The sequence below is a fragment of the Variovorax sp. 10L421 genome, assembly GCF_056395365.1.
In genome coordinates this window covers 1-25,181 of the sequence record NZ_JBFTJJ010000019.1, presented here as the reverse complement: position 1 = coordinate 25,181, position 25,181 = coordinate 1, and the positions used below count along the sequence as shown (strand labels likewise).

General features: G+C 67.1%; 26 protein-coding genes and 1 pseudogene. 9 read left to right on the top strand and 18 right to left on the bottom strand.

The annotated features are described in order from the left end of the window. Positions 1-121 precede the first annotated feature (121 nt). The 6 genes from rtcA to AC1DFC_RS21635 form a co-directional block, all read right to left on the bottom strand. Positions 122-1,159 (bottom strand): RNA 3'-terminal phosphate cyclase, encoded by a 1,038-nt coding sequence (gene rtcA / locus AC1DFC_RS21660; RefSeq protein WP_413333640.1) that lies wholly within the window; start codon positions 1,157-1,159, stop codon positions 122-124. Beyond that, positions 1,152-2,000 carry a nucleotidyltransferase domain-containing protein gene (locus tag AC1DFC_RS21655; RefSeq protein WP_042673864.1) on the bottom strand — a complete coding sequence of 283 codons (849 nt, stop codon included), beginning with the start codon at positions 1,998-2,000 and terminating at the stop codon, positions 1,152-1,154. Before AC1DFC_RS21655 ends, rtcA begins: the two co-directional genes overlap by 8 nt. Positions 2,001-2,026: 26 nt before the next feature. After that, on the bottom strand, positions 2,027-2,986 hold the full coding sequence (locus AC1DFC_RS21650) for a ribonuclease Z (RefSeq protein WP_478179973.1): 960 nt from the start codon (positions 2,984-2,986) through the stop codon (positions 2,027-2,029). Between the two features lie 5 nt (positions 2,987-2,991). Further along, complete coding sequence (locus AC1DFC_RS21645; protein ID WP_478179972.1) at positions 2,992-3,633, bottom strand: zinc-ribbon domain containing protein; 642 nt, start codon at positions 3,631-3,633, stop codon at positions 2,992-2,994. A 97-nt stretch (positions 3,634-3,730) separates the two neighbouring features. Further along, entirely contained in the window at positions 3,731-4,954 is a 1,224-nt protein-coding gene (locus tag AC1DFC_RS21640) for an RtcB family protein (protein WP_007836187.1), read from the bottom strand. Positions 4,955-5,244: 290 nt separating this feature from the next. Further along, positions 5,245-6,396 carry a slipin family protein gene (locus AC1DFC_RS21635; protein ID WP_478179971.1) on the bottom strand — a complete coding sequence of 384 codons (1,152 nt, stop codon included), beginning with the start codon at positions 6,394-6,396 and terminating at the stop codon, positions 5,245-5,247. Between the two features lie 704 nt (positions 6,397-7,100). Here AC1DFC_RS21635 and rtcR point away from each other — a divergent pair. The 7 genes and pseudogenes from rtcR (at position 7,101) to AC1DFC_RS21600 (ending at position 12,338) form a co-directional block, all read left to right on the top strand. Beyond that, positions 7,101-8,708 carry an RNA repair transcriptional activator RtcR gene (gene rtcR / locus AC1DFC_RS21630; protein WP_478179970.1) on the top strand — a complete coding sequence of 536 codons (1,608 nt, stop codon included), beginning with the start codon at positions 7,101-7,103 and terminating at the stop codon, positions 8,706-8,708. Continuing rightward, positions 8,674-9,192, top strand: a pseudogene (locus tag AC1DFC_RS21625) (2'-5' RNA ligase family protein); the annotation flags it as partial. The gene rtcR and the pseudogene AC1DFC_RS21625, both read left to right, overlap by 35 nt. A gap of 60 nt (positions 9,193-9,252) precedes the next feature. Beyond that, positions 9,253-9,582, top strand: a complete 330-nt coding sequence (locus AC1DFC_RS21620; RefSeq protein ID WP_042673875.1) for a low molecular weight protein tyrosine phosphatase family protein — start codon at positions 9,253-9,255, stop codon at positions 9,580-9,582. 6 nt (positions 9,583-9,588) lie between these two features. Next, entirely contained in the window at positions 9,589-10,161 is a 573-nt protein-coding gene (locus AC1DFC_RS21615) for a 3'-5' exonuclease family protein (protein WP_478179969.1), read from the top strand. Further along, entirely contained in the window at positions 10,158-11,018 is an 861-nt protein-coding gene (locus AC1DFC_RS21610; protein WP_478179968.1) for an alpha/beta hydrolase, read from the top strand. Before AC1DFC_RS21615 ends, AC1DFC_RS21610 begins: the two co-directional genes overlap by 4 nt. Before the next feature lie 8 nt (positions 11,019-11,026). Beyond that, positions 11,027-11,974: a bifunctional Delta(1)-pyrroline-2-carboxylate/Delta(1)-piperideine-2-carboxylate reductase gene (lhpI, locus tag AC1DFC_RS21605; RefSeq protein WP_478179967.1), complete on the top strand. Its 948-nt coding sequence runs from the start codon at positions 11,027-11,029 to the stop codon at positions 11,972-11,974. 133 nt (positions 11,975-12,107) lie between these two features. Further along, on the top strand, positions 12,108-12,338 hold the full coding sequence (locus AC1DFC_RS21600; RefSeq protein WP_478179966.1) for a hypothetical protein: 231 nt from the start codon (positions 12,108-12,110) through the stop codon (positions 12,336-12,338). A 26-nt stretch (positions 12,339-12,364) separates the two neighbouring features. Here AC1DFC_RS21600 and AC1DFC_RS21595 read toward each other — a convergent pair whose 3' ends face one another. Then, positions 12,365-12,727: a hypothetical protein gene (locus AC1DFC_RS21595; RefSeq protein WP_007836203.1), complete on the bottom strand. Its 363-nt coding sequence runs from the start codon at positions 12,725-12,727 to the stop codon at positions 12,365-12,367. Positions 12,728-12,739: 12 nt separating this feature from the next. After that, on the bottom strand, positions 12,740-13,441 hold the full coding sequence (locus AC1DFC_RS21590) for a TetR/AcrR family transcriptional regulator (protein ID WP_478179965.1): 702 nt from the start codon (positions 13,439-13,441) through the stop codon (positions 12,740-12,742). Positions 13,442-13,543: 102 nt separating this feature from the next. Here AC1DFC_RS21590 and AC1DFC_RS21585 point away from each other — a divergent pair, with 102 nt between their 5' ends. Beyond that, a complete protein-coding gene (locus AC1DFC_RS21585) occupies positions 13,544-14,056 on the top strand; it encodes a DinB family protein (protein ID WP_007836206.1) in 513 nt (170 codons plus the stop codon). Between the two features lie 42 nt (positions 14,057-14,098). Here the strand turns inward: AC1DFC_RS21585 and pcaF are convergent, their stop codons facing one another. The 3 genes from pcaF to AC1DFC_RS21570 are packed head-to-tail and all read right to left on the bottom strand — an operon-like array spanning position 14,099 to position 16,698. Then, the gene (gene pcaF, locus AC1DFC_RS21580; protein WP_007836207.1) at positions 14,099-15,304 is read right to left on the bottom strand and encodes a 3-oxoadipyl-CoA thiolase; all 1,206 of its coding nucleotides are present in this window, start codon (positions 15,302-15,304) and stop codon (positions 14,099-14,101) included. A 48-nt stretch (positions 15,305-15,352) separates the two neighbouring features. Beyond that, positions 15,353-16,000, bottom strand: a complete 648-nt coding sequence (locus tag AC1DFC_RS21575; RefSeq protein WP_007836208.1) for a 3-oxoacid CoA-transferase subunit B — start codon at positions 15,998-16,000, stop codon at positions 15,353-15,355. Beyond that, on the bottom strand, positions 15,997-16,698 hold the full coding sequence (locus tag AC1DFC_RS21570) for a 3-oxoacid CoA-transferase subunit A (RefSeq protein WP_007836209.1): 702 nt from the start codon (positions 16,696-16,698) through the stop codon (positions 15,997-15,999). Before AC1DFC_RS21570 ends, AC1DFC_RS21575 begins: the two co-directional genes overlap by 4 nt. A 130-nt stretch (positions 16,699-16,828) precedes the next feature. Here AC1DFC_RS21570 and AC1DFC_RS21565 point away from each other — a divergent pair, with 130 nt between their 5' ends. After that, positions 16,829-17,614, top strand: coding sequence for an IclR family transcriptional regulator domain-containing protein (locus AC1DFC_RS21565; RefSeq protein WP_413333656.1), 786 nt, complete (start codon positions 16,829-16,831; stop codon positions 17,612-17,614). 126 nt (positions 17,615-17,740) lie between these two features. Here AC1DFC_RS21565 and AC1DFC_RS21560 read toward each other — a convergent pair whose 3' ends face one another. The 7 genes from AC1DFC_RS21560 to AC1DFC_RS21530 form a co-directional block, all read right to left on the bottom strand. Continuing rightward, complete coding sequence (locus tag AC1DFC_RS21560) at positions 17,741-18,748, bottom strand: Bug family tripartite tricarboxylate transporter substrate binding protein (protein ID WP_413333658.1); 1,008 nt, start codon at positions 18,746-18,748, stop codon at positions 17,741-17,743. A 147-nt stretch (positions 18,749-18,895) separates the two neighbouring features. Beyond that, positions 18,896-19,909, bottom strand: a complete 1,014-nt coding sequence (locus AC1DFC_RS21555; protein ID WP_237726139.1) for a branched-chain amino acid ABC transporter permease — start codon at positions 19,907-19,909, stop codon at positions 18,896-18,898. Positions 19,910-19,923: 14 nt separating this feature from the next. Next, positions 19,924-20,787, bottom strand: coding sequence for a branched-chain amino acid ABC transporter permease (locus AC1DFC_RS21550; protein WP_007836217.1), 864 nt, complete (start codon positions 20,785-20,787; stop codon positions 19,924-19,926). After that, complete coding sequence (locus AC1DFC_RS21545) at positions 20,780-21,496, bottom strand: ABC transporter ATP-binding protein (RefSeq protein WP_478179964.1); 717 nt, start codon at positions 21,494-21,496, stop codon at positions 20,780-20,782. Before AC1DFC_RS21545 ends, AC1DFC_RS21550 begins: the two co-directional genes overlap by 8 nt. Before the next feature lie 130 nt (positions 21,497-21,626). Then, complete coding sequence (locus AC1DFC_RS21540) at positions 21,627-22,346, bottom strand: ABC transporter ATP-binding protein (RefSeq protein ID WP_413336330.1); 720 nt, start codon at positions 22,344-22,346, stop codon at positions 21,627-21,629. A 12-nt stretch (positions 22,347-22,358) separates the two neighbouring features. Next, a complete protein-coding gene (locus AC1DFC_RS21535; protein WP_478179963.1) occupies positions 22,359-23,612 on the bottom strand; it encodes an ABC transporter substrate-binding protein in 1,254 nt (417 codons plus the stop codon). Between the two features lie 44 nt (positions 23,613-23,656). Continuing rightward, positions 23,657-25,120, bottom strand: coding sequence for an aldehyde dehydrogenase family protein (locus AC1DFC_RS21530; protein ID WP_413336332.1), 1,464 nt, complete (start codon positions 25,118-25,120; stop codon positions 23,657-23,659). Positions 25,121-25,181: the final 61 nt, after the last annotated feature.

The following is a 25,181-nucleotide window of genomic DNA, read 5'->3' as shown; positions in this document are numbered from 1 at the left end:
CGAATGTTCATGAGGCAACCGGTGCCGGCTGCCCATCGCGCGAGTATCCCGCCGGGCCGCTCCTCATTCAACAACAGGAGTGGAAAGGACTTTTCCGCTTACCCGATCGAGAAGCTCCTCCTCAGGCCGGCGAGACCCGCACCGTGCAGATCTGGCGGCTTTCGTCGATCGCGAAGCGCACCGGCAGGAAGCGCTCGATCACCGCGCAGTTGGTGCGCGTGTGCTCCGTCACCTCGCTGCAGGTGAAGGCGCAGGCCTTCTTGCCCTGCCAAGCGGCGAGCGCCAGCAGCAGCGCCAGCTGATCCGCGAGATGCGGGCCGACCGCGGCCTCGCTCTTCTGGAATTCGCGCAGCTCCTTCACCAAGCCATGCGCCACCTGCTCGGCGCTCAGCGACTTCTCCCCGAAGGCCGTGAACACCTCGGTGACGTGCTCGTACGCCAGCGTCGCCAGCAACGCGTTGCCGGGGCCTTCGTTCTGGCGCGCAGTGCCGAAACGCAGCTGCTCGCCGGACCAGCCCATCGCGCCGCCCAGCGTGTCGAGCTCGCGCGTCGGCACATGGCGCGGCAGCCCGGGCGCCAGGCATTCGGCATGGCTCGACCGATGTTCGCCGCGCGCCATCAGGTCGAAGGGCTGCAGCGCGCCGGCCGCAGGAACGATCGTCGCCTCTGCCTCGCCACCACCGGCCGGATAGAAGCCGCAGCGGCGCAGCGTCAGCTGCAGGTCGGCGCCCAGCCGGCGCACCAATGGCGCGAAGGCACGCTCCAGGAAATGGAACGGCGGTGCCATCGGGTTGTGCGTGCCACCGCTCAGGTGCACGCGGCTGGCCGCACCGGCGAGCAGCAGCGGCGGCAGCACGGTCTGCAGCACCAGCATGCAGCTGCCCGCGCTGGCGATCGAAAAGCGGTACTCGCCCGCGCGCACCGGGCCGGGCGCGAAGCGCAGCGACTGCGAGCCGAGCTGCGCGCCCTCCACCTTCGCGCCGCTGATTTCAGCGGCCGCGTTCACGCACGCGAGGTGCTGGCGCATCAGGCCCGGCTTGGCGCGGCCGGCACGGATCTTCTCGATGGACAGCGGCTGGCCCGTGGCCGCCGACAGCGCGAGGCTGGTGCGCAGGATCTGGCCGCCGCCCTCGCCCAGCGAGCCGTCGAGGTCAACCATGCGCAGCCCCCTGTTCTTGTTTGTCGAAGCGCAGCACCGTCTCGTGCAGGAACGCGTCGAGGCCGGCCTCTTCGGCCTGCGGCAGCGGCGTGACCGGCTCGGCCGCGTTGGCCGCCAGCTCCGACTCGATGAACGCATGGATGCCGGGCCAGCGCGGGCTGGTCGCGGCCTCTGCGGCGCGCATCTTCACCTCGAGCAGCGCGTTGATCTCGTCGATCAGCGTGGCGTCACGTGCCGCATCGAGCGTGCGCTGCGCCAGGTCGGCGAAGCGCATCGGCGGCACGCCGGGCTGCGAGCGGATCCAGCGCGCGGCCAGCAGCGGGCGCAGCACGTAGAGATACTTCTTGTAGCGCACCTCGCCGGCCTGCAGATGCTCGCGGAAATTCTTCTTCGCCATCGAGCTGTAGTGGTGCCAGCCGCGCGCGTTGGAGAACACCGCCTCCGACAGCGCGCGGAAACGCGGCATCGCCACCATGTCGTCGCGGTACACGATGGGCGAGCGCAGCCACTCGAGCAGCGTCGGGTTCGACTCGCGCATCAGGCCCAGCGCCTTGCGCAGGTCCCAGCCGTTGATGTCGAGGTCGCCGCTGATCGGCACCTCGATCACGTCGCGGCGCGGCCGCACCGTGAGGTACCACGGCAGCCGGTTGACGTAGATGAAGCGCACGTCGTAGTCGCTGTCGGGCGAGGCGAAGCCCCAGCCGCGGCTGCCGGATTCACAGGCGAACAGCACGCTCACGTCGTTCTTCGCTTCGATGTCGCGCAGGGCGTCCATGATCTGCGCGCGCATGGCGGGCTCGATGGGGTGGGCGGAGCGCAGGAATTCCTTTTCGGTGTTCATGACTTTCTTCTTTTCTTCTTCTCTCATCAGGCTCGGGTGACGGCCACGTTGCCGGCACTGTCGAGTTCGTAAACGTCCAGGTCGTTGGCCAGGAACGCATGCCCGCGGTAATGCACCTGCGTCTCCCCCATCAGCGCCGCCATGCCCTCTTCGTTCTGGTGGCGTGCGCTGAAATGCGTGAGGACCAGGTTCGGCACCTCCACGGCTTGCGCGAACTCGGCCAGCATGCGCGCGGAACTGTGCATCGGCCCGGGGCCGACCTTGTCGAGCGCATCCTGCGTGAAGGTGGCCTCGTGGACCAGCAGCTGAGCACCCTGGCAGGCGTCGCGCAGCAGCGCGGGCTCTGCGTTGTCGCCGCCCAGCACGGCGACGGCCGTGTCGACCTGCGTTTCCGTGTAGTCGGCACTGCGCAGCACATCGCCGTTGAAGGGCACGTCCTCGCCGGTCTGCAGCGCGCGCCATGCGGCGCCGGGCGGAAGGCCGGCGGCCCGCAGCGCATCGGCCTTCAGCCGCACGCGCCGCGTCTCGACCTGCACGCGATAGGCGTGGCTCGGTACGCGATGCCGCAGCAGGTGGCGCTCGATGCGCACGCCAGGCGCTTCGTACACCAGCGCCTGGTTCTCCAGATCGACGTGCTCCACCTCGTAGGGCAGGTGCAGGTCGGTCAGTTGGCGCGTGGCTTCGAACCACTCCCACACCGGCAGCGGCGCGATCAGCTTCAGCGGCTTCGTGCGCTTGTTCATGCCCGCGCTCGCGAGCAACCCCGGCAGGCCATAGCAGTGGTCGCCGTGCACATGCGTGATGCAGACGGCGGCCAGGTCGTTCAGCGACAGCGGCGTTTGCAGCACGCGATGCTGGGTGCCCTCGCCGCAGTCGACCAGGAACCAGTCGGCGCCGAGCACCGTCTGCACCGCGAGGCCCGAGACGTTGCGGTGGCGCGTGGGGGTGCCGGAGGAGGTTCCCAGGAAAGTCAGCTTCATCATCATCTCAATCACTCCCTGCGCATCAATGCGCTCTTCGCGGCGTCCGCGGCGACCCGTGCCCAACTGAAGTACCGGCGCCCGCCTTCCGGACGGGCCGCCATGAATGCGTTGAGCCTTTCGAGATTCTCCGCGCCTCCCCAGCGGCCCATCGTCTGGATCGCCACGACGCGCAGGCTCCACCATTTGCTTTCAAGCGCGGCATCGACTTCGGCCACGGCTCGCGCATTCGGTTTCACCGCGCCCAACGCGCGAAGACGATCCGTCTGCTCGCGCAGGAGGTTGGCACCCGGTGCCGCATTCAACAGGCGCTCGCGCCGCGCGCGGCGGCATGCCAGGCATCGCACGGCGCGGCTGTCGATATGTCCGTGCACCACTTCGTACCACCACTTCTGCTGCTTCGCCGTCCACAGTTCTTCGGCCCCGCAATCGCGGCAGGTGAAGGGACGCGCAACATAGAAGTCCGGCAGCAATCCGTAGGTGTTGTTGTACTTCCGCAGGACGAGCCGATCCGCCGGCTCGCAGCCGATCGCAAATGCGAAGGCCGGCCGCGGGCGGACATCCGGCAAGCGCAGACGTGCAGCCGACGCAGCCGCGCGTTCGAGGCGACGCGCCTTGATTTCGGCGCGGCGTTGCTTGTTGCTTTTCTTCATCTTTCAAACCTTCGCAATACGTACGGTGTTGCGAAAGCGGACCCAGACCCTTCCTCCTACAACACCGCCCCCACGAGGCCGCCGATCGGCCTCGTTCTCACCCCTTCACGCATACGACCTGCTTGAGCGTGTAGACCACCTCCACCAGGTCCTTCTGCGCCTCCATCACCGCGTCGATGTCCTTGTAGGCCATCGGGATCTCGTCGATCACGTCGGCGTCCTTTCGGCATTCCACGCCTTCGGTCGCGGCGATCTGGTCGGCGATGGTGAAGAGCTTCTTCGCTTTGGTACGGCTCATCTTCCGACCGGCGCCGTGGCTGCAGCTCATGAAGCTCTCGGGGTTGCCCTTTCCGCGCACGATGAAGCTCTTCGCGCCCATGCTGCCGGGGATGATCCCCAGCTCGCCGGCTTTCGCGCTCACCGCGCCCTTGCGGGTCACGAGCACGTCTTCGCCGAAGTGCGTCTCGCGGCTCACGTAGTTGTGGTGGCAGTTCACCGCTTCCACGTGTGCCTCGAAGGGCTTGGTGATGACCCTGCGCACGGCCGCGACCACGCGCTGCATCATCACTTCGCGGTTCGCTCGCGCGAACTTCTGGGCCCAGCCCACCGCACGCACGTAGTCGCCGAAGTACCTGGCGCCTTCCTCGAAGTACGCCAGATCCTGGTCGGGCAGGTTGCGCTGGTGCAGCTCGGCATCCTTCTTCGCGAGTTCGATGAAGTGCGTGCCGATGGCATTGCCCACGCCGCGCGAACCCGAGTGCAGCATGAACCACACGGACCCAGCCTCGTCCAGGCATACCTCGATGAAGTGGTTGCCCGTACCCAGCGTTCCCAGGTGCTTGTGGTTGTTGGTGTTCTTCAGGCGCGGGTAGTCCTCGCAGATCGCGTCGAACTCGTCCACCAGCCCGGCCCAGGCCGCGTCGGTTTCGTTGGGAGGCGTCTCCCACGAGCCCTTGTCGCGGCCCATGCGCTTGGGGTTCGAGCCGTGCGGCACGGCCTTCTCGATCGCCGAACGCAGCGGGCCCAGGTTATCGGGCAGGTCGTTGGCGTGCAGCGTGGTCTTGCACGCCATCATTCCGCAGCCGATGTCCACGCCCACCGCGGCCGGGATGATGGCCTTGAAGGTCGGGATCACCGAGCCCACGGTCGCGCCGATGCCGTAGTGCACGTCGGGCATGGCCGCGATGTGCTTGAACACGATGGGCAGGCGGGCCGCATTCTCGAGCTGCTTGCGCGCCTCGTCTTCCACGGGCACGCCGCGGGTCCACATCTTCACGGGCACGCCATTCTCGACTTCGTGCAGGTTGTAGTTCTTTTCCATTTCCAACTCTCTTTCTCTCTCTGTACTTTCTCACCAATGGTGGACACGGCGGGATTCGAACCCGCATCAATACGGCGACCGTGGTGTTTCAATCCAGCGGCCCAGTCGACGATTGGAAACGCGCGCCAGTGACAGACCCGTCGTCGGAGCCAGCACCTGCATCCTCAACCTTGCTCGTCGACCGACTTTCCCGCCGCATCCGGTGCTACCCGGACTGCCGGCAATATCAACATTTTTGGCAGTGGCGCTCCCTTCTGTGCCTGCGTGCCCATATCCCTTTCCTTCAGAACTCAAGAACCGTTCGGCCGAAGCGTCACCAGTCCATTGAGCACCTGGTCCAGACCGCCAACCACCGAGATCTTGTCGATCCGCTCGGCCACGCGTTCCAGCGTTTCGAGTTCCTTCATCCGCAAGGCGACGGGGTTGCCCTCCATCACCTTGGCGGTGTTCAACAGCGAGCGCGTGGCCGCGGTTTCCTCGCGGCGGCGGATCACGTTGGCCTGGGCCGATTTCTCGGCTTCCACCACCTGGGCGAGGATGGTCTTCATCTCGCCCGGCAGGATGATGTCCTTCACGCCCACGCTCTCCAGCGCAATGCCCGAACCCTCCAGCCGCTCGCGCACCTGCGCCAGCACCGTCTGGTCGATGGCTGCCTTGTTCTCCAGCAGCGCGTCGAGCGTTTGCTCGCCGACCGCGGCGCGCAGGCCGAACTGCAGCTCGCGGTACACGTGCTCGGCCGGCTTCGGCATCTGCGCCATGGCTCGCCGCACATCGGTGAAGTGCCACACCGCCGACAGGTTCAGCCGCAGCCCCACCTTGTCGCGAGTCAGGATTTCCTGGCCGCTCACTTCGGCGATCTGCGAACGCAGGTCCACGCAGGTCACCGCCACCTGACGGTTGAAGCGCCAGAAGCCGTGGTTCCCCGGCGCCAGCAGCGCCTGCATCTGCCCTTCGAGCATCAGCACGCCGGCATGGAACTCGGGCACCTGCACCAGCAGCACGCCGTCGAGCCCCTGCACCGCACGCGGACGCAGGGCCACGCTCTGCAGCTTCGCCAGCAGGTCGGCCGGCAGGCGCGCATCGGCGGACACATCGATCACGTCGATGCGCTGCTCACGCAGCCCGCGCCAGTACAGCTTGCGGGTCGAAGGCGGCAGGATCTGCACCAGCACGCCATCTTCATGACGCAGGCCGACTTGGGTTTCGCCCAGCGACACGTGCACGAACTCACGCTCGATCAGCTCAGGCTCACGTGCCAGGAAGTAGTCGGCCAGCTCGTGCTCGAACACCGGCTCGGCGAGCGAGAAGCGTTGCAGCTGGATGGTGTCGAAGCCCGCGAACACGCGGTGCTTTCCCGGGCCGAGCAGTTGCTCGAAATCGCCGTTGCGCAGCAGCAGCGCGCGTTCGTTCTTCTTGATGGTGTATTGGTTGAAGCCCAGCATTCTTTTTCTCCTTGTTGTCCGGTTCGGCTATTCGTTTCGTTCGTTCAGACGGTCATTCGATCCAGGCCCTCGAAAGGGCAGGCGGCGGACACTGCGGCGGCCAAGGCCTGTCGTGCAGCGGTCGCGCGGTCCGGCGGGTGCCTCCCTCGTTGCACTTGCAACGCCCTCACCTTTCCGGCCGTCGATGGCTGCACGCAATTCCTTGCCACGCACGCGGTGCGCAAGCCGCCTGCGCTTGGCACTGTGTCGCGCGCCGCAAGGTTTCAGGGCCTTGCGCCATCGCTCCGGTGTGCCGGGGCGGGGGGCTTTCGCCCCATCAGATGGCGATGCAAGCACCGCCAGGGTTTTTCGCGGGAATCGAACCCACAACGCCGCGTGGTCAGCACGGTGCTCAACCATGAGCAGAACTGAAACAAGTTCAGTTGCCAGCCAGTTCAACAGCGGCATACCGCGAGCCCAAGACAGGATCTGGCCTGCGGCACCGGACCGCATTCACGCGGCACCTGCGAGCGGATGAACTGCATCCGACGGGTTGTCTATTGCAGGCGCTGTGCCAGGCCGCGCAAGACGAAGAAGAAACACGCGGTGGTAGCTCGCAAGCTGTTGATATAACTAGCGAAATTCTTTTTTCGACCTGCAGGTGCATGCCGTGCTCGACCTGCTAGCATTCATCTTCTTTTATAAATTTAGCTAGCCTTTTATCCATGAAGCCAATAGTTGTCATCGGCTTCCTAGGCACCCAGCTCGACGCCGGCCAGGGCGCGGGCCGCTGGAACAAGTGGCGCCCTACGGTCTCGCTCGCGCAGCACGAGGACATGGTCGTCTCGCGCCTGGAGTTGCTCTACACGCTGCGGCACAAGGCGCTGGCCGAGGTGGTGAAGGCCGACATCGCCGCGGTGTCGCCCGAGACCACCGTCAACCTCGTGCCAATCGATCTCGCGGACCCGTGGGATTTCGGCGAGGTCTACACGCGCCTGTACGACTGGGCGCGCGGCTATCCCTTCGATACCGAGCGCGAGCAGTACTGGACGCACATCACCACCGGCACGCACGTGGCGCAGATCTGCATGTTCCTGCTGTCCGAATCGCGCGTGGTGCCCGGCGTGCTGGCGCAGACCTCGCCGCCCAAAAAGCAGCGCGAAGGCGAGGCCGGCAAGTGCACGCTGATCGACCTCGACCTGTCGCGCTACGACGTGATCGCGCGGCGCTTCGATGCGGAGCAGCGCGATGCGGTTGCGTTCCTGAAGAGCGGGATCGCCACGCGCAATGCGCGCTTCAATGCGCTGATCGACGAGATCGAGCGCGTGGCCGTGCGCTCGCGCGCGCCGATCCTGCTGGTGGGGCCCACCGGTGCGGGCAAGTCGTTCCTGGCGCGGCGCATGTTCGAACTGAAGCAGGCGCGGCACCAGATGACGGGGCCGTTCGTGGAGGTGAACTGCGCGACGCTGCGCGGCGACGGTGCGGCCTCGACACTGTTCGGCCACAGGAAGGGCTCATTCACCGGCGCCGCGGCCGACCGCGCGGGCCTGCTGCGCACTGCGCACCAGGGCGCCCTCTTCCTCGACGAGATCGGCGAGCTCGGGCCTGATGAGCAGGCAATGCTGCTGAAGGCGATCGAGGAGAAGCGCTTCTTCCCCGTGGGGGCCGACAAGGAGGTGGAAAGCGACTTCCAGCTGATCGCCGGCACCAACCGCGACCTGCGCAGCGACGTGGCCGAGGGGCGCTTCCGCGAAGACCTGTTCGCGCGCATCAACCTCTGGACCTATGACCTGCCGGGCCTCGCGCAGCGGCCCGAGGACATCGAGCCCAACGTCGACCACCTGCTGGCGATTCACGCGGCGGAGAACCATCGCGTGGTGCGCTTCAACGCCGAGGCGCGCGCGGCCTACCTGCGCTTTGCGCAGAGCGGCGAGGCGATCTGGAGCGGCAATTTCCGCGATCTCTCCGCGAGCGTGACGCGGCTGGCGACGCTGGCCGATGGCGGACGCATTCCGGTGGCGCTGGTCGAGGCGGAGATTGCTCGGCTGCGGTGGCTGTGGAAGCATGCCGGTGCCGCTGCACCGGTCGAGGGCAACGACGTCGACCTGGATGTGCTGCTCGGCGAGGAACGCGCGGGGGCGCTCGACCTGTTCGATCGGTTGCAGCTCGAAGCGGTGGTGCGCGTGTGCCGGCAGTCGCGCAGCCTGTCGGATGCGGGCCGCCAGCTGTTCCAGGCCTCACGCGCGCAGCGCAGCGTGGTGAACGACGCAGACAGGCTGCGCAAGTACCTCGCCAAGCATGGGCTCGAGTGGGGCCGGATCGCCGACGCCTGAGCTATCCTCCGCCGCGATGGCCATCTCTGCATTCGCCGTGAAAGTCCCCGCCGCCGAGCCTCTCGTCGGGGACTTGCGCCGCCGCTACGACGCGACCGTCGCATTGGGCGTACCGGCGCACGTCACGGTGCTCGTTCCTTTCATGGACCCTGCGCTGATCACACCCGAAGTGCTGGAGCACGCGCGGCAGGCTCTGAATCGGACGCCTTCGTTTGACTTCTCCCTGGGCAAGGTCGGGCGCTTTCCCGAAACCGCGTACCTCGCACCGGAACCGGCTGCGCCCTTCATCGAAATGACACTGGCGCTCGCGGATGCATTTCCCGATTTCCCGCCGTATGGCGGCGAGCACGAAGGTGTCATTCCGCATCTGTCGGTGGCGCACGGCAACGCGCTCGATGCCGACGCGGCGGCTGCCGAATTGGAGGCACGCCTTCTCGCATCGGGCGCCGTGCATGCGAACTGCACCGAAGTCACGCTGATCGAAAACTCGTCGGGACGCTGGCAGGACATGCACGTCTTTCGACTGCCAAAAGAACCGGCACCCATGCGCAACGTCCTCTTCATCTGCAGCCGCAACCAGTGGCGCAGCCCGACCGCAGAACGCATCTGGCGCAAGCACCCGCTGATCTCCACGCGCTCCGCCGGCACCAGTCCGAATGCGCGGCATGCAGTTTCCGTCGACGACATCGAATGGGCCGACGTCATCCTTGTGATGGAAGAAAAACACAAGTCGCGGCTGGTGGCCGAGTTCACGCGGATGCTCGAAGGCAAGCCGATCCACGTGCTCGACATTCCCGACGACTACAAGTACATGGACCCGGAGCTGGTCGAGGAGCTCGAACGCTCGGTAGGGTCCATCCTTGAAATCGACTAGCGCCCCATGTCGGAAATCTACATAAGCACGGACGTCGAATCCGACGGCCCCATTCCCGGGCCGAACTCGATGCTCAGCTTCGGCTCGGCCGCCTACACGGCCGGCAAGCAGCTCATTTCCACCTTCAGCGCCAACTTGCACACCCTGCCGGGCGCCGAGGCCGATCCGAAGACTGCCGCATGGTGGAAGACCCAGCCCGAGGCCTGGGCTGCCTGCCGCGCCGACCTGCAGGACCCGGCCCACGCCATGAAGAACTACGTGAGCTGGCTCAAGGCCCTGCCGGCGCGGCCGGTGTTCGTCGCCTACCCGGCAGGCTTCGACTTCCTGTTCATCTACTGGTACCTGATGCGCTTCGCCGGCGAGAGCCCGTTCAGCCACTCGGCGCTCGACGTCAAGTCGTTCGCGATGGCGATGCTCGGGCTCGACTACCGCGAAAGCACCAAGCGCGCGATGCCACGCCGCTGGTTCGACAGGCTGCCGCACACACACGTCGCGCTCGACGACGCCATCGAGCAGGGCGCCCTCTTCTGCAACATGCTCGCGGAAAATCGCGCGGCCGCCTCGGGCAAACAGCCATGACGAACCACTCAGTCCGCCGATGGTGCAAAAGGCTGGCGCTGTGTGCGCTGCCGCTCATGCTGGCGGGCTGCGTCCAGTCGCTGTTCTATTACCCCGACAGCGTGCGCTACGAAACACCCGACGTGCTGGGCCTGCGCTACGAGAGCGTGCAGTTCGCCAGTGCCGACGGCACGCGCCTGAGCGGCTGGTTCCTGCCCGCGGAGAACCGCCAGAACCCGAAGGAAGCCAAGGGCACGGTGGTGCACTTCCATGGCAACGCGCAGAACATGAGCACGCACTGGCGCTTCGTGGCCTGGCTGCCGAAGCAGGACTACAACGTGTTCGTGTTCGACTACCGCGGCTACGGCCAGTCCGAAGGCAAGCCGGAGCCCAGGGGTGTGTTCGAGGACTCCCATGCCGCGCTGAACTATGTGCGCTCACGCGGCGACATCGACCCCGGGCGGCTGTTTCTCTTCGGGCAGAGCCTGGGCGGCACCAACGCGATCGCGGTGATGGGCTCGGGCAACAGGGCGGGCGTGAAAGCGGTGGCCGTCGAGTCGACCTTCTATTCCTATTCGTCGATTGCCAACGAAAAGCTGTGGGGCGCGGGCATGCTGGTGAGCGACGAGTACGCGGCGTCGAAGTACGTGGCGGCCATTTCGCCCGTTCCGCTGTTGCTGATCCATGGCACGGCCGACCAGGTGATTCCGCTCGCGCATTCGAGGCGCCTGCTGGCCGATGCGCGCGAGCCCCGCCGGCTGATCGAAGTACCGGGCGCGGGCCACCTCGAACCGATGACAGCCCTGCGCTACGGCGGCGCCTACCGGAAGGCGCTGACCGCATTCTTCGAGGCCGCACAACACCCGCTGCAGCAATGACAACCACCATGAAACACTTCGACGAGGCCGCCACCCGCGCTCCCCTGAGCTTCGAGCGGCTGGTGCCCGCACTGCACGCGGCCTTCGTTGCCGGAGCGCAGGTGCCGCCGCGCCATGTGCATGGCATCGAGACCGCCTCGGGCGGCGGGAACAGGGGCACGGTGCTCATCATGCCGGCATGGAGCGATGCGGGCTTCCTGGGCATCAAGACCATCAACATCTTTCCGGGCAACAGCGCGCGCGGCCTGCCTGGGCTGCATGCGACCTATGTGCTGTACGACGCGCACACCGGCGTGCCGCTGGCGATGATGGACGGCAACGAGATCACTGCGCGCCGCACTGCGGCGGCCTCGGCGCTGGGCGCGTCGTTCCTGGCGCGCGAGGACGCACGCCAGTTGCTGGTGCTGGGCACCGGCCGCATCGCGCGCATGCTTCCCGCCGCGCATGCGAGCGTGCGGCCCATCGACGAATTGTGGGTGTGGAACCACCGGGCCGAAGGCGCCGAGACGCTGGCCGCACAGTGGCGCGCCGAGGGCCGGAACGCGCGAGCCGTCACCGACCTGGAAGCGGCCGTGCGCCAAGCCGACATTGTGAGTTGCGCCACGCTGGCCACCTCGCCATTGGTGCGCGGCGAATGGCTGGCACCGGGCTCGCACCTGGACTTGATCGGCAGTTTCACTCCGGCCATGCGCGAGGCCGATGCGCAGTGCTTTGCGGGTGCCCGCACCTTCGTCGACACCGACGAGGCGCTGCAGAAATCCGGCGACCTGCTCGATGCGATCGCCGCCGGCACGCTGCGGGCGGAAGGCGTCGGCGGCACCCTCGCCGCCCTTTGCCGCGCAGAGCGCCCGGGCCGCTCCGGCGCCGAGGAGCGCACCGTGTTCAAGGCCGTCGGAAGCGCGCTCGAAGACCTGGCCGCCGCCACCCTGGTGTGGCAATCGAGAGACATGGCCTAATCCTTATGGCTTAGTCTTTGGCGAAAAAACCCCTGTCAGGACGGATTTTTCCAACATCCGGATACGACTTGTAGCCAATAGTAAATATTGTGCATTGCGGCTATCGTGCTCCTGAACTACCGACGGGGGCCACATGCTCAGCACCCAACACAAAGCCAACATCCTCCGCAAGGCCGGATACACCGTGCCGGCCGAACCGGGGAGTGCCGACTGCATCCACCAGACGGCCCAATGCTGGGAGAAGGCGATCGACACGCTCTACGTGTCGTACTCCGCCAGCCGCGCCGCCAAGAGCCTGCGGGACGCGGAGGAGGCGCGGATGCTGGCCTTGCTGCAGTTGCGCTCAGCCAAGGCCTGCGCCTGACGGCCCGGCCAGGCACCCGCTCAGCTTCAGGGCTTTTTCTGCTTTTCCGGCGCGTCGTTGCTGCCGCCGCGCGAGAGCTGACCCGCCTTCATCGCTTCGCGGTTCGCCGCGCGACGCTTGGCCGCCGCGGCGCGGCGCTCTTCCCTCGACATCGTCGGCGCGGTCGTCGGGCGGACCTCGCCTTCCTGCATCTGCGGTCCGCGTGCGGCAGCGGCGCCGTCCGCGCGGCGTTCCTTGCGGGCCTCGGCGCGTTCCGCCTTGGTGGTGGGCGCAGTGGGCCGCGCCTTGCCCTGCGCCGGGTCGACTTCGCCGGAAGACTGGGCGGACGCCACCTGCACGACCATCATCTGAGCCAGGGCCAGGCAAACCGGCACGAGCATATTTTTCATTGCGATGACCTTTCAGCACCCGCGAAGGCGCGGGGTCGGGGCATTGTGGTCAGGGTCCGAGGCTGTGTCCACACCGGCAACCCGCATGCCGATGGAGCCTCGGCCCGCACGCTGGCGGTCGCTCAGGTAGGCGAGAACCAGCCTGACGAGCTCGGTCTTCATCACGGGGGTCTCCAGGTCACCACGCTGTGCTGCCGCATGAACCGCGCCTTCGACCGCGGACGAGAGCATGCGGGCCGCGACCTCGGTATCGGCGCTTTCTCCCGGTCCCCGGCTTTCGGCGACAAGGGCCCGGTAGCGCCGCTGGTATTGCGCCTCGAACTCGGGGTAGCTCGAACGCGCGGCGAGCGGCACCTCGCCCATCAGCACGCGGTGCAGCGCCTGATCGACCGAGTGGGCGGCGATGACGCCGTCGACGAAGCGCTCCACCCGACGCGGCAGCATGGCCACTGCATCGCCCTCTTGCTCGACTTCATCGTCGGTGCCGGACAGCGCCACGAGCACTTCGTCGAGGTGGCGCTGCCGGATCGCCTCGGCGATGGCCAGCTTGTCCGGGAAGTACTGATAGAGCGAGCCGACGCTGACACCGGCCACCGCCGCGATCTCGTTGGTGGTGAACCGCGCCCATCCGCGGTGCGCCAGAACGCGAGTTGCGGCCTCGATGATCGCGTCCACCGTGACGCGCGAACGCTGCTGCCGGGGCGCTTTGCGCATGGTCCTGCGCTGTGGGGGAATGCGAGTACCCAAGTTCGAGGCTCCACTCAAGAATAGGACCGCACGCAACGCGTGCATTCAACCGTTCAAGGGGAGATTGTGATGAGTACGCAGACGCTTCTGGCTTCGCTGTTCCGGTACAAGGCCTGGGCCGACGAAGGGCTCCTGGCAGGTCTCGCAGGCCTGGCCGCGAAGGGCCCGGCCGACGAGTACCGCTGCGCAATGCGCGTGTTCAACCACGCCTGCATCGTCGACCGCATCTTCGTTGCGAATCTCCAGCGCAAGGCGCACGCATACACGGCGACGGGCTCGCGCGAGCCGCCAGCCCTGGAAGCGCTGGCCGAATCGGTCAGGGAAACGGACCGCTGGTACGTCGACTACGTCGCGCGCCTGAGTCCGGAGGAGCTTGCGGAAAGCATCGAGTTCACGTTCACCGACGGCAGCCCGGGCCGCATGTCACGCGAGGAGATGCTGGGCCACGTGGTGGCCCATGGCGGCTATCACCGGGGCGAGGCCGGCCAGATCATGACCCGGCTCACGGGGTCGTCGCCACCCGACACATTCACCGGCTATCTGCACCAGGCCGAGCCCGCGCGCCGCGAGCGGAATGCGTAGCGGCGCGGGATCGGGGCATCGCGTCCGCGGTGGGGTTGCCGGTCAGACGCGTTCGAGAATCACCGCAATGCCCTGCCCCACGCCGATGCACATCGTGCACAGCGCATAGCGGCCACCGCCCTTGTGCAGCTGGTTGACTGCGGTGGTGGCCAGGCGCGCACCGCTGGCACCCAGCGGATGGCCCAGCGCGATGGCGCCACCGTTGATGTTGACGCGCGCGTCGTCGTCCTTCAGGCCCAGCAGGCGCAGCACGGCAAGGCCTTGTGCGGCGAAGGCTTCGTTGAGTTCGATGACGTCGATCTGGTCGATGGTGAGGCCGGTCAGCGCCAGCACCTTCTGCGTGGCGGGCGCGGGGCCGATGCCCATCACGCGCGGCGCAACGCCGGCGGTGGCCATGCCGACCACGCGGGCGCGCGGCGTCAGGCCGTGCTTGGCGGCACTGGCTTCGTCGGCCAGCAGCAGCGCGCAGGCGCCGTCGTTCACGCCGCTGGCGTTGCCGGCGGTGACGGTGCCGTCGGGGCGCACCACGCCCTTGAGCTTGGCGAGCGATTCGAGGCTGGTCTCGCGCGGATGCTCGTCCTTGTTGACGATGATCGCGTCGCCCTTCTTCTGCGGCACGGTCACGGGCACGATCTCGGCGTCGAAGAAGCCGGACTTCTGCGAGGCCACGGCGCGCAGCTGCGAGTTCAGCGCCATCAGGTCCTGCGCCTCGCGCTCGATCTTGTAGTCGGTGGCCACGTTCTCGGCCGTCTCGGGCATGGAGTCGACGCCGTACTGCGCCTTCATGAGCTTGTTGACGAAGCGCCAGCCGATGGTGGTGTCGTACACGGCGTTGTTGCGGCTGAAGGCGCTCTCGGCCTTGGGCATGACGAAGGGCGCGCGGCTCATGCTTTCCACGCCGCCGGCGATCATCAGGCCGGCTTCACCGGCGCGGATGGCGCGGGCCGCGGTGCCCACGGCGTCGAGGCCCGAGCCGCACAGGCGGTTGATGGTGCCGCCGCCGATTTCGAGCGGCAGGCCCGCCAGCAGCGCCGACATGCGCGCGACGTTGCGGTTGTCTTCGCCGGCCTGGTTGGCGCAGCCGTAGAGCACGTCGCTCACGGCTTGCCAGTCGACGTTCTTGTTGCGTTCCATCAGCGCGCGCAGGGGCACGGCGCCGAGGTCGTCGGCACGCACGCTGCTGAGCGAGCCGCCGTAGCGGCCGAAGGGGGTGCGGACTGCGTCGCAGATGAAGGCGTGGTTGGTCATGGTCTGTCTCTTTTGGAAGGATGTTGATTCGGGTACCGGAAGTCCGCCTCAGGCGGCGATCGGCAAGCCCACGAGCTTCTCGAGTTCCTCGCGGCTCAGGCCATCGACCAGGTCGACGAGCTTCAGGCCCTCGGGCGTGCATTCGAGCGTGGCCAGGTCGGAGTACACGCGCTTGACGCAGCCGATGCCGGTCAGCGGATAGGTGCACTCCTTCACCAGCTTGCTCGCGCCCTGCTTCGTGAGCAGGTCCATCATGACCCAAGTCTGCTTGGCGCCGATAGCCAAGTCCATCGCGCCGCCCACCGCGGGAATGGCGTCTTTCTCGCCGGTGTGCCAGTTGGCGAGGTCACCGGTGGCCGACACCTGGAACGCGCCGAGCACGCAGATGTCGAGGTGGCCGCCGCGCATCATCGCGAAGCTGTCGGAGTGGTGGAAGAACGAGCCGCCCGGCAGCAGCGTGACGGGCTGCTTGCCGGCGTTGATGAGGTCGTAGTCTTCCTCGCCGGCCTCGGGCGCAGGACCCATGCCGAGGATGCCGTTCTCGCTCTGCAGGATGACCTCGCGGCCCTGGGGCAGGTGGTTGGCCACCAGCGTGGGCTGGCCAATCCCGAGGTTGACGACGGCGCCGTCGAAGATGTCTTGTGCCACTCGCGCTGCGAGCTGGTCCTTGGTGCGACGTGTGTAGCTCATGGTCATGCTGCCTTCTTGAAGCCGCCGGCCTGCGTGGCCACGCGTTCGATGCGCACCACCTGGTGCACGAAGATGCCCGGGGTCACGATGGTCTCCGGGTCGAGGGTGCCGAGTTCGGCGATGTCGTGCACGGTGGCGATGGTCTTCTTCGAGGCCATGGCCATCACCGGGCCGAAGTTGCGCGCGGCCTTGCGGTAGACCAGGTTGCCCCAGCGGTCGCCGCGCTCGGCCTTGATGAGCGCCACGTCGCCGCGGATGGGGTACTCGAGCACGTACTGCACGCCGTCGATCTCGCGGGTTTCGCGGTTGCCGGCGAGTTGCGTGCCGTAGCCGGTGGGGCAGAAGAAGGCGCCGACGCCGGCGCCCGCGGCGCGGATGCGCTCGGCCAGGTTGCCCTGGGGCACCAGTTCGAGCTCGATCTTGCCGCTGCGGTAGAGGCCGTCGAACACCTGGCTGTCGGCCTGGCGCGGGAAGCTGCAGATGATCTTGCGCACGCGCCCGGCCTTGAGCAGCGCCGCGAGGCCGGTCTCGCCGTTGCCAGCGTTGTTGTTGACGACGGTGAGGTCCTTGGCGCCCTGTTCGACGAGGCCCTCGATGAGTTCGTTGGGAATGCCGGCGGTGCCGAAACCGCCGATGAGAACCGTGGCGCCGTCTTGGATGCCTGCCAGGGCATCGGCGACCGAGCGCGCGATCTTGTTGATCATGAAGCTTGTCTCCGGGAGTGAGGAAAAGAAACCGAACCACCTGAACACGCCGATCGATTCTGCGAACCGCCGATTTGTTCGTCTAAAGAACATTTGTTCGTATAATGAATTCTAAAGAGGATCGACCACCATGGCAACCCACCCCGCACAAACCGACACACCCGCGCCCGGCGACAGCTACGTCCAGTCTTTTGCGCGGGGGCTGCAGGTGATCCGTTCATTCAGCGCGAAAGCGCCGCACCAGACGCTCAGTGAGGTGGCGGCCGGCAGCGGGCTCACGCGCGCGGGGGCGCGGCGCATCCTGCTCACGCTGCAGACGCTGGGCTACGTGGTGACGGACGGCAAGCTCTTCACGCTCACGCCGCGCATCCTCGACCTCGGCTTCGCGTACCTGTCGTCGATGCCGATCTGGAACCGCGCCGAGCCGGTGATGGAGGCGCTGGTGCAGCAAGTGCAGGAGTCATGCTCGGCCGCCGTGCTCGATGCAACGGACATCGTCTACGTGCTGCGCGTGCCCACGCAGAAGATCATGCGCATCAGCCTGGGCGTGGGCTCCCGCCTGCCGGCCTACTGCACGTCGCTGGGCCGGCTGCTGCTGGCCGACCTGGAAGACGACGAGGTGCGCGCACGGCTCGAAGCCTCCGACATCCAGGCGCTGACCAAGCACACGGTGACCGACATCGAGGTGCTCATGGCCAAGGTGGCGCAAGCGCGCAGGCAGCAGTGGTGCCTGGTGAACCAGGAACTGGAAGAAGGCCTGATCTCGGTGGCCGCCCCCATCGTCGACCGGCACGGCCGCATGGTGGCCGCACTCAACATCAGCGGGCAGGCGAACCGCACCAGCGCGAAGGTGATGCAGGAGACGATGCTGCCGGCCCTGGTCGATGCCGCGAAGAAAGTCTCGCAGCTTCTTTAGGCAACCGCACGCAGCCGTTGGCCCTTTCCAGGAACACCGCGGAACCGGCTTCGCCGGGCCGCTGGTGTTGCCCCCGGTGAGGGGGTAGGAGAAGCGACACGAAGTGCGCGAAGCCTGGGGGCGAGCTCAGCCCTCGGAGTGAATGCCCTTCATGAGGATCACCCCGCCCAGGCGCGTGGTGTCGGCGCGCATGCGCTTGGCCAGCGTGTCGGGCGAGCCGGGCTGCGCCTGCCAGCCGGTCTTGAGCAGGGCCTGGCTCACGTCGGTCGAGCTGATCACCTCGACCAGCGCCGCGTTGAGCTTGGTGACGGCCGCGGGCTTCATGCCCGCGGGCGCGGCCAGCGCGGTCCAGATCTCGAGGTCGGCGCCGCGCACGTCGGCGTCGCGGATGCTGGGCAGTTCACCGGCCAGCGGACTGCGCTCGGGCGAGGTCACGCCGATGGCCTTCACCTTGCCCGACTTGATGTGCGGCAAGGCCAGGCCGGGCGGCAGCAGCGCCAGCTGGATCTCGTTGGCCAGCAGGCCCGCAATGACCTGCGGGTTGCCGGTGTAGGGCTTGTGCTGCGCGGTGATGGCGGCGCGGCTCTTCAGCAGCTCCATGCCCAGGTGGCCCACCGTGCCCACGCCCGGCGTGCCGTACCTGGCGCCGGTGCCGAGGTTGCGCACCCACAGCAGTTGTTCGGCCGCGGTCTTGCCGGAGGCGCTGCCCGACACCACGAGCACCAGCGGTGCGGTGCCGATGAGGCCGATCGGCGCGAAGTCTTTCTCGGGGTCGAAAGGCAGCGACGGATTGAGCAGCTTCGCGATGGTGAGGTTGCCGTTGATCAGCGCGCCGACGGTGTGGTCGTCGGTGGCCTTGGCCACCAGGTCGGCCACGGTGTTGCCGCTGGCGCCGGGCTTGTTTTCGACCACCACCGGCTGGCGCAGGATTTTCGACAGGGGTTCGGCGATGGCGCGGGCCGCGAGGTCGGGCGACGCGCCGGCGGGAAATCCCACGAGGATGTGCACGGGCTTGGTCGGCCAGGCGGCTTCGCCGGCGGGAGCGGTGCGTTGGGCCCACGAAGCTTTCGCGAAGAACGAGGCGGCAACGGCTGCCGCGCCGCCCTCGAGGAGGCGGCGTTTGGTGATTGTCAAGGTGACTCCAGAGAGAGTGAAAACCAGGAAATGCGGAACGCTGTCTGAACGCCAGCTGACCATCGCATTTACAACACGTTACAGGACCGGGCTGCGTTGCGCAAGTCCCAACGGACACGACGCTGGGGTTTTCACATCGGATGGCGTCTATCGCGCGGGCTTGCCGGGCGCGTGCAGCAGCTTGCGCTGCGTGGGAAACAGCGACCAGCCCCAGCGGTGCTGCGCGTAGCCCCAGAGTCCCTGCTTGAAGAACAGGGTCACGAGAATGGCCATCAGGCCGAGTCCGAGCAGATACCACGTGCCGTAGTCGCTCAGGAACTTGTTGAGCGCCCAGAAGATGAGCGCTCCCACCAGCGGCCCTTCGATGCGGCCAATGCCGCCGATCACCACCATGAAGATGGCGAAGGCGGTCCAGTTGACGCTGAAGGCAGCATCGGGGCTGATGCGCAGGTTGCCCACGAAGTACAGCGCCCCCGCGAGGCCCGCGCCGAAGGCCGCGACCACGTACACCGCGAGCTTCATGCGCGCGACCGGAATGCCCTGCGACTCGGCTGCCACTTCGTTGTCGCGAATCGCCAGCAGCGCCAGCCCGCGCTTGCTGCGCAGGAACAGATACACCAGCGCGACCGCCGCAACCACGCAGGCCAGCGCCATCCAGTAGGTGGTGCTTTCGCGTGTCGCCTTGTCGATGCCGCGCAGCGCGGTGAGCGTGGTGCCCGAGCCGCCGCCCACCGCCGACACGTTGGCGAAGCTCAACCGGAACACCTCCGCGATGACCCAGGTGCCGATGGCGAAGTAGCCGCCCGAAAGCCGGAACGCGACGAAGGACACCGGTATCGCCACAAGCCCCGCCGCCAGCGCCCCCAGCGGTATCGCCACGAAAGGATTGACGCCCGCGAAGTTGCCGAGCATCAGCATCACGTAGCCGCCGAAACCGAAGAAGGCCTGCTGCCCGATGCTCACCATGCCGCCGTAGCCCGCGAGCAGGTTCCACATCATCGCGAAGATGAAGTAGCAGGCGATCTCGACGAACTCGCGCATCCAGCTCGACTCGCCCCACCACGGCAGGCTGGCGGCGACGAGCACGAGGGCGATGCCGGCGAAGAGTGCAGCGCGGCTCGCAGCGGTGGCGCGCTCGACGGCAATGAGGGGTGGGGGCATGTTCGTCATCCGCTTCATCCACGTGTCTTGGGGAAAAGGCCTTGCGGCCGCAGCACCAGCACGACCAGGAACACGATGTGCCCGAACCAGATGCCCCAGCCCGGGTCGAGCCGGAAGCCGATCTGCTGCGTGACGCCGAGGATCATCGCGCCGGCCAGCGTGCCCCAGAAGGAGCCCATGCCGCCGATGATCACGGCCTCGAATGCGAAGAGCAGCAGCAGCGGGCCGTCCGAAGGAGAAACCGTGGTGCGCATGCCCTGCAGCGCACCTGCGATGGCGATGAGCACGAAGGCAATCGCCGTTGCCAGCGCATAGACCTTCTTCGCATTGAGCCCCATGAGCTCCGCGATCTCGCGGTCGTCGGACACGGCGCGGAACGAACGCCCCAGCGCCGTGCGCGCGAACAGCCACTGCAGCGCCCCCGTCGCACCGACCGCGATGGCCAGCACGATCAGCGGCAGCACGCCCAGCGACATTGCATCGCCCAGCGCAATGCCCTGCGTATTGAGCCCGCCGGTCTCTATGGCGCGCGGATCGGCCGAGAACAGTTCGAGCAACAGGTTCTGGATCACGATCGACAAACCGAAGGTGACGACCAGCGAAGGCAGCGGGTCCTTCCCCAGCGTGCCGTTGAGCACGTAGCGCTGCAGCGCGTAGCCGAAGCCGAAGGCCACCGGCAGCACCGCGAGCGCGACCAGCCACGGCGCCGCATCTCCCGTCAGCGACACGCCCGCGATGACCGCGAAGGCGCCGAGGATGATGAAGTCGCCCTGCGCCGTGTTGGTGAGCCGCATCACGCCGAACATCAGCGACTGCCCCAGCGCGAAGAGCGTGTAGAGGCCGCCGAGCAGCACGCCCTGAACGAGGGTCTCAAGCATGGGCAGCCTCCATGCCGAAGTAGGCCTGCGATATCTGCTCGCGCGTGAGGTCGGCGGAGTTGCCTTCGAGCGACACGCGGCCTTCCTGGAAGCAGTAGATGCGCCGCGAGACCTGCCGCGCCATGGTCACGTCCTGCTCGACGATCACGACGGTCATGCCTTCCGCGGTGATGGCCGGCATGGCGGCGTAGATCTCGCGGATGACGATGGGCGCGAGGCCGAGCGACAGCTCGTCGCACAGCAGCACCTCGGGGTTGCTCATGAGCGCGCGGCCGAGCGCGACCATCTGCTGCTGGCCACCCGACAGCGAGGTGCCCGGCTGGTGGCGTTTTTCGGCGAGGATGGGGAACAGGGCGTAGAGGCGCGGCAGGTTCCACGGCCCCTTGCGCGCGGCGGTGGCGCCCATGAGCAGGTTCTCCTCGACGCTGAGGCTCGGAAACAGCCTGCGGCCCTCGGGGACCATGGCAAGGCCGCGGCGCACGATATCGCCGGGAGGGAGCCCGCCGATGGGCTCGCCCTTGAAGCGGATCGCCTCACCGGGCGCACGCACCAGGCCCGTCAGGCTCTTGAGGAAGGTCGACTTGCCGGCGCCGTTGGCGCCGATGATGGCGACGAGCTCGCCCTGGGTCAGCGAGAAGTCGATGCCGAACAGGGCCTGGGCGTCGCCGTAGAAGGCCGCGAGGGCGTGGGTGGAGAGCAGCGCGCTCATGGTCTTTGCTCCCTCCCCCTCTGGGGGAGGGTTGGGGTGGGGGCAAGCTGCGTTGAAATGGTGGCGCCGTCATGCCCCCATCCCGGCCTTCCCCCAGAGGGGGAAGGAGCAATACAAAGTCGACGCGCACTCATGCTTCCATCCCCATGTACACCCGCCGCACCTCCGGGTCGTTCATCACCGCGCGCGGCGCGCCCTCGGCCAGCTTCTGCCCGAAGTTGATGACGAACAACCGGTCCGCCAGCGACAGCAGCGCATGCACCACATGCTCGATCCAGATCATCGTCACGCCGCGCGCCTTGATGCGCTGGAGCTCGCCGACCAGCAGCGCGGCCTCGGGCTCCGTCAACCCGCCCGCGATCTCGTCGAGCAGCAGCAGCTGCGGCCGCGTCGCCAGCGCGCGCGCCAGTTCCAGCCGCTTGCGGTCGAGCAGGGTCAGCCCGCCCGCCGGCTTGTTCGCATGCGCCATCAGGCCCGTCTGCTCCAGCACCTCGTGCGCCGTGTGCCAGGCCTCGCGCTCCGTCTGCTGTCCGCCGAAGCAGGCAGCGGTCACCAGGTTCTCGAACACGCTCATGTTGCCGAAGGGCTGCGGCACCTGGTAGCTGCGGCCGATGCCCGCATGGCAGCGCTGGTGCGGCTTCAGTCGCGTCACGTCGCGGCCCGCGTACTCCACGCGCCCCGCGTCGACACGTACGTCGCCCGAGATCAGGTTGAACAGCGTGGTCTTGCCCGCGCCGTTGGGCCCGAGAATGCCCAGTGTCTCGCCCTCGGTCACTGACAGCGTGATGTCGTCGGTGACCTTGAGCGCGCCGTAGGACTTGCTCACGGCATGCAGTGCCAGCAGCGTCATTGCGTTCGCTCTTCAGAGCAGCCGCAGCTTGCCGCCGGTGGGAATGTTCGTCGCCGCCTCGTTGTTCACGATGGTCAGCTCCACCTTGTACCTGCTGCCCTTGCCCCACTGGCCGAGCACCAGCGGTGTCTTGCTGACATTCTTGAACGGCCCCTGCCCGCCCCACTTCACCGGGCCGACCACCGAGTTGATCGAGGTCGACGCCACCGCATCGCGCACATCCGATGCCTTCAGCGACTTCGCACGGCCCAGCGCATTCGCCGCCACTTCGAACAGCGCGTGCGCGAAGCCGATAGGCTGTGTCCATTGCTTCTTCGTGCCGGCCTCGTAGGCCTCGGCCAGCGCCTTCGCGCTCTGCTGCGTGAGGCTCGAAGTGAAGGGATGCGAAGGGCTCCACCACACCTCGGTCGAGAGGCCGTCGCCCAGGTCGCCCAGCGCCTCGATCGCGCCCGGGAACAGCAGCGCCTTGCCCAGCGTGATGACCTTCGGCCTGAAGCCCTGTTGCCGCGCCTGCGTGAGGAAAGTCTTGGCGTCGGGCGGAATCACCACGCCGGTGACGATCTCGACACCCTCCTTCTTGAAGGCCGCGATCTGCGCGCTGAAGTCCTGCGTGCCGTTCTGGAAGCGGCCCGGGTCGGTGAGCGTGAAGCCCATTGCCGCGAGCGGCTTCGGAAAGCCCAGCTCCTTGTCGCCCCATGCATTGCCGTCGCCATCGTTGGGGAACAGGCCGCCGACCTTCTTGTTGGTGGCGAGCGTCTTCCAGCCGTTGGTGAAGTTGGCGATGACGTCCTCCAGCCCCCAGAACATGTGGTACGTCCAGTTGAAGCCCTTCGCCGGATCGCCCTTGCGGCCGAAGAACCAGGGCTGCCACGGCACCACGCTGGAGATGCAGGGCACCTCGTTGAGTTCGCAGGCATCGCTCACCGGGTTGGCGGTTTCGGGCGTTCCGGCGGTGAGCACCAGCGCCACCTTGTCCTTCAGGATCAGGTCGTTCGCCACCTCGCCCGCGCGGTTGGGGTTCGACTGGCCGTCCTTCAGCACGATCTGCACGGCGTACTTCTTTCCATCGAGGCTGATGCCGTCCTTGAAGGCGGTCTTCATCTGCTCGATCACCCATTTGTCGGCCTCGCCGAAGGGTGCGAGCGGGCCGGTCTGCGGCGAGACATAGCCTATCTTGAGCGTGTCGGCCGCGAACACCAACGGGCTTGCGCCCGAGGCGACCAGCGCGGCCGTGGCCTGCGTGAACTGTCTGCGATTGAATGCCATGGTTGTCTCCGTCTCTTGTGTTTGTATTGCCGCAACGACCGGGGTCAGCGCACGAAATGCGGCGGTATCTGCGCGTCGACATTCACCCACACGCTCTTGACCTGCGTGTATTCGCGCATCGCGTCGAAGCCCATCTCGCGGCCGTAGCCGCTCTGACCCACGCCGCCGAAGGGCGAGCCGGGATTCACGCGCTTGTAGCTGTTGATCCAGACCATGCCGGCGTGCAGGTCGCGCGCCACCTTGTGGGCGCGCTGCAGGTCGTTGGTCCACAGGCCGCTGCCGAGGCCGTAGTCGGTGCCGTTGGCGATCTGCATCGCCTCTTCGTCGTTCTTGAAGGTGAGCACGGTGACGAAAGGGCCGAAGACTTCTTCCTGCGCGACGCGGTCCCTGTAGGACTTCGCACGCATCACGGTCGGCTCGACGTAGCAGCCCTTCGCGAGATCGCCGCCAGGCGATTTGCCGCCAGCGAGCAGTTCACCGCCCTCGCCTTGCGCCACTTCCACATAGCTCAGCACGCGCTCGCGATGCTGCGCGCTGGTGAGCGGGCCCATCTCCGTCGCCTCGTCCAGCGGGTTGCCCAGGCGGATCGACTTCGCAAGCGGAATGAACTGCTCGAGGAAGGCATCGGCGATCTTCTCGTGCAGCATCAGCCGCGAGCCCGCAATACAGGCCTGCCCCTGGTTGTGGAAGATGGCCCACGCGCTGCCGTTGACTGCGGCCTGCAGGTTCGCATCTTCGAACACGATGTTCGGCCCCTTGCCGCCGAGTTCGAGCTGCACCTTCTTCAGGTTGCCCGCACTGGCCTGCACGATGCGCCGCCCGGTGGCGGTGCTGCCGGTGAAGGCGATCTTCGCGATCTCCGGATGTTCGGCGATGTACTGGCCCGCCACGCTGCCCAGGCCCGGCAGCATGTTGACCACGCCGGGCGGCAGGCCCGCCTCGGCCATCAGCTCGGCAATGCGCAGCGAACTCAGCGGCGTGATCTCGGCCGGCTTCATCACCATGCAGTTGCCGGCCGCGAGCGCGGGCGCCATCTTCCAGCTCGTGAACATCAGCGGGAAATTCCACGGCACCACCTGGCCGACGATGCCGACCGGCTCGCGCAGCGTGTAGTTGAGGAAGCCTTCTTCGACCGGAATGGTTTCGCCCTGGAACTTGTCGGCCATGCCGCCGAAGTAGCGGAAGCACGCGGCGGTGCGCGGCACGTCGAGCCGGCGCGAATCGCGGATCGGGTGGCCGGTGTCGAGCGATTCGAGGCGCGCGAGTTCTTCGCCGTTGGCCTCGATGAGGTCGGCGAGTTTCAGCAGGATGCGGCCGCGGTCTGCGGCGGCCATGCGGCTCCATTTGGGGAAAGCGCGCTTCGCAGCCGCAACCGCTTTGTCGACGTCGGCCTGGCCTGCGAGCGCGACGTTGGCGATGGGCGTGTTGTCGTGCGGGTTCAGCGTGGCGAGGGTTTCGCCGGACTCGGCGTCGACGAAGCGGCCGTCGATGAAGAGCTGGTGGCGGATGGTAGAGGCAGGCATGGGTTTCCTCTCCCTCCCCCGCTGGGGGAGGGTTGGGGTGGGGGCT

What these genes read in the sequence shown, in the direction of transcription:
- rtcA (WP_413333640.1), bottom strand. Translation starts at nt 1,159, where the DNA reads ATGGTTGACCTCGACGGCTCGCTGGGCGAGGGCGGCGGCCAGATCCTG.
- AC1DFC_RS21655 (WP_042673864.1), bottom strand. Translation starts at nt 2,000, where the DNA reads ATGAACACCGAAAAGGAATTCCTGCGCTCCGCCCACCCCATCGAGCCC.
- AC1DFC_RS21650 (WP_478179973.1), bottom strand. Translation starts at nt 2,986, where the DNA reads ATGATGATGAAGCTGACTTTCCTGGGAACCTCCTCCGGCACCCCCACG.
- AC1DFC_RS21645 (WP_478179972.1), bottom strand. Translation starts at nt 3,633, where the DNA reads ATGAAGAAAAGCAACAAGCAACGCCGCGCCGAAATCAAGGCGCGTCGC.
- AC1DFC_RS21640 (WP_007836187.1), bottom strand. Translation starts at nt 4,954, where the DNA reads ATGGAAAAGAACTACAACCTGCACGAAGTCGAGAATGGCGTGCCCGTG.
- AC1DFC_RS21635 (WP_478179971.1), bottom strand. Translation starts at nt 6,396, where the DNA reads ATGCTGGGCTTCAACCAATACACCATCAAGAAGAACGAACGCGCGCTG.
- rtcR (WP_478179970.1), top strand. Translation starts at nt 7,101, where the DNA reads ATGAAGCCAATAGTTGTCATCGGCTTCCTAGGCACCCAGCTCGACGCC.
- AC1DFC_RS21620 (WP_042673875.1), top strand. Translation starts at nt 9,253, where the DNA reads ATGCGCAACGTCCTCTTCATCTGCAGCCGCAACCAGTGGCGCAGCCCG.
- AC1DFC_RS21615 (WP_478179969.1), top strand. Translation starts at nt 9,589, where the DNA reads ATGTCGGAAATCTACATAAGCACGGACGTCGAATCCGACGGCCCCATT.
- AC1DFC_RS21610 (WP_478179968.1), top strand. Translation starts at nt 10,158, where the DNA reads ATGACGAACCACTCAGTCCGCCGATGGTGCAAAAGGCTGGCGCTGTGT.
- lhpI (WP_478179967.1), top strand. Translation starts at nt 11,027, where the DNA reads ATGAAACACTTCGACGAGGCCGCCACCCGCGCTCCCCTGAGCTTCGAG.
- AC1DFC_RS21600 (WP_478179966.1), top strand. Translation starts at nt 12,108, where the DNA reads ATGCTCAGCACCCAACACAAAGCCAACATCCTCCGCAAGGCCGGATAC.
- AC1DFC_RS21595 (WP_007836203.1), bottom strand. Translation starts at nt 12,727, where the DNA reads ATGAAAAATATGCTCGTGCCGGTTTGCCTGGCCCTGGCTCAGATGATG.
- AC1DFC_RS21590 (WP_478179965.1), bottom strand. Translation starts at nt 13,441, where the DNA reads ATGCGCAAAGCGCCCCGGCAGCAGCGTTCGCGCGTCACGGTGGACGCG.
- AC1DFC_RS21585 (WP_007836206.1), top strand. Translation starts at nt 13,544, where the DNA reads ATGAGTACGCAGACGCTTCTGGCTTCGCTGTTCCGGTACAAGGCCTGG.
- pcaF (WP_007836207.1), bottom strand. Translation starts at nt 15,304, where the DNA reads ATGACCAACCACGCCTTCATCTGCGACGCAGTCCGCACCCCCTTCGGC.
- AC1DFC_RS21575 (WP_007836208.1), bottom strand. Translation starts at nt 16,000, where the DNA reads ATGACCATGAGCTACACACGTCGCACCAAGGACCAGCTCGCAGCGCGA.
- AC1DFC_RS21570 (WP_007836209.1), bottom strand. Translation starts at nt 16,698, where the DNA reads ATGATCAACAAGATCGCGCGCTCGGTCGCCGATGCCCTGGCAGGCATC.
- AC1DFC_RS21565 (WP_413333656.1), top strand. Translation starts at nt 16,829, where the DNA reads ATGGCAACCCACCCCGCACAAACCGACACACCCGCGCCCGGCGACAGC.
- AC1DFC_RS21555 (WP_237726139.1), bottom strand. Translation starts at nt 19,909, where the DNA reads ATGCCCCCACCCCTCATTGCCGTCGAGCGCGCCACCGCTGCGAGCCGC.
- AC1DFC_RS21550 (WP_007836217.1), bottom strand. Translation starts at nt 20,787, where the DNA reads ATGCTTGAGACCCTCGTTCAGGGCGTGCTGCTCGGCGGCCTCTACACG.
- AC1DFC_RS21545 (WP_478179964.1), bottom strand. Translation starts at nt 21,496, where the DNA reads ATGAGCGCGCTGCTCTCCACCCACGCCCTCGCGGCCTTCTACGGCGAC.
- AC1DFC_RS21540 (WP_413336330.1), bottom strand. Translation starts at nt 22,346, where the DNA reads ATGACGCTGCTGGCACTGCATGCCGTGAGCAAGTCCTACGGCGCGCTC.
- AC1DFC_RS21535 (WP_478179963.1), bottom strand. Translation starts at nt 23,612, where the DNA reads ATGGCATTCAATCGCAGACAGTTCACGCAGGCCACGGCCGCGCTGGTC.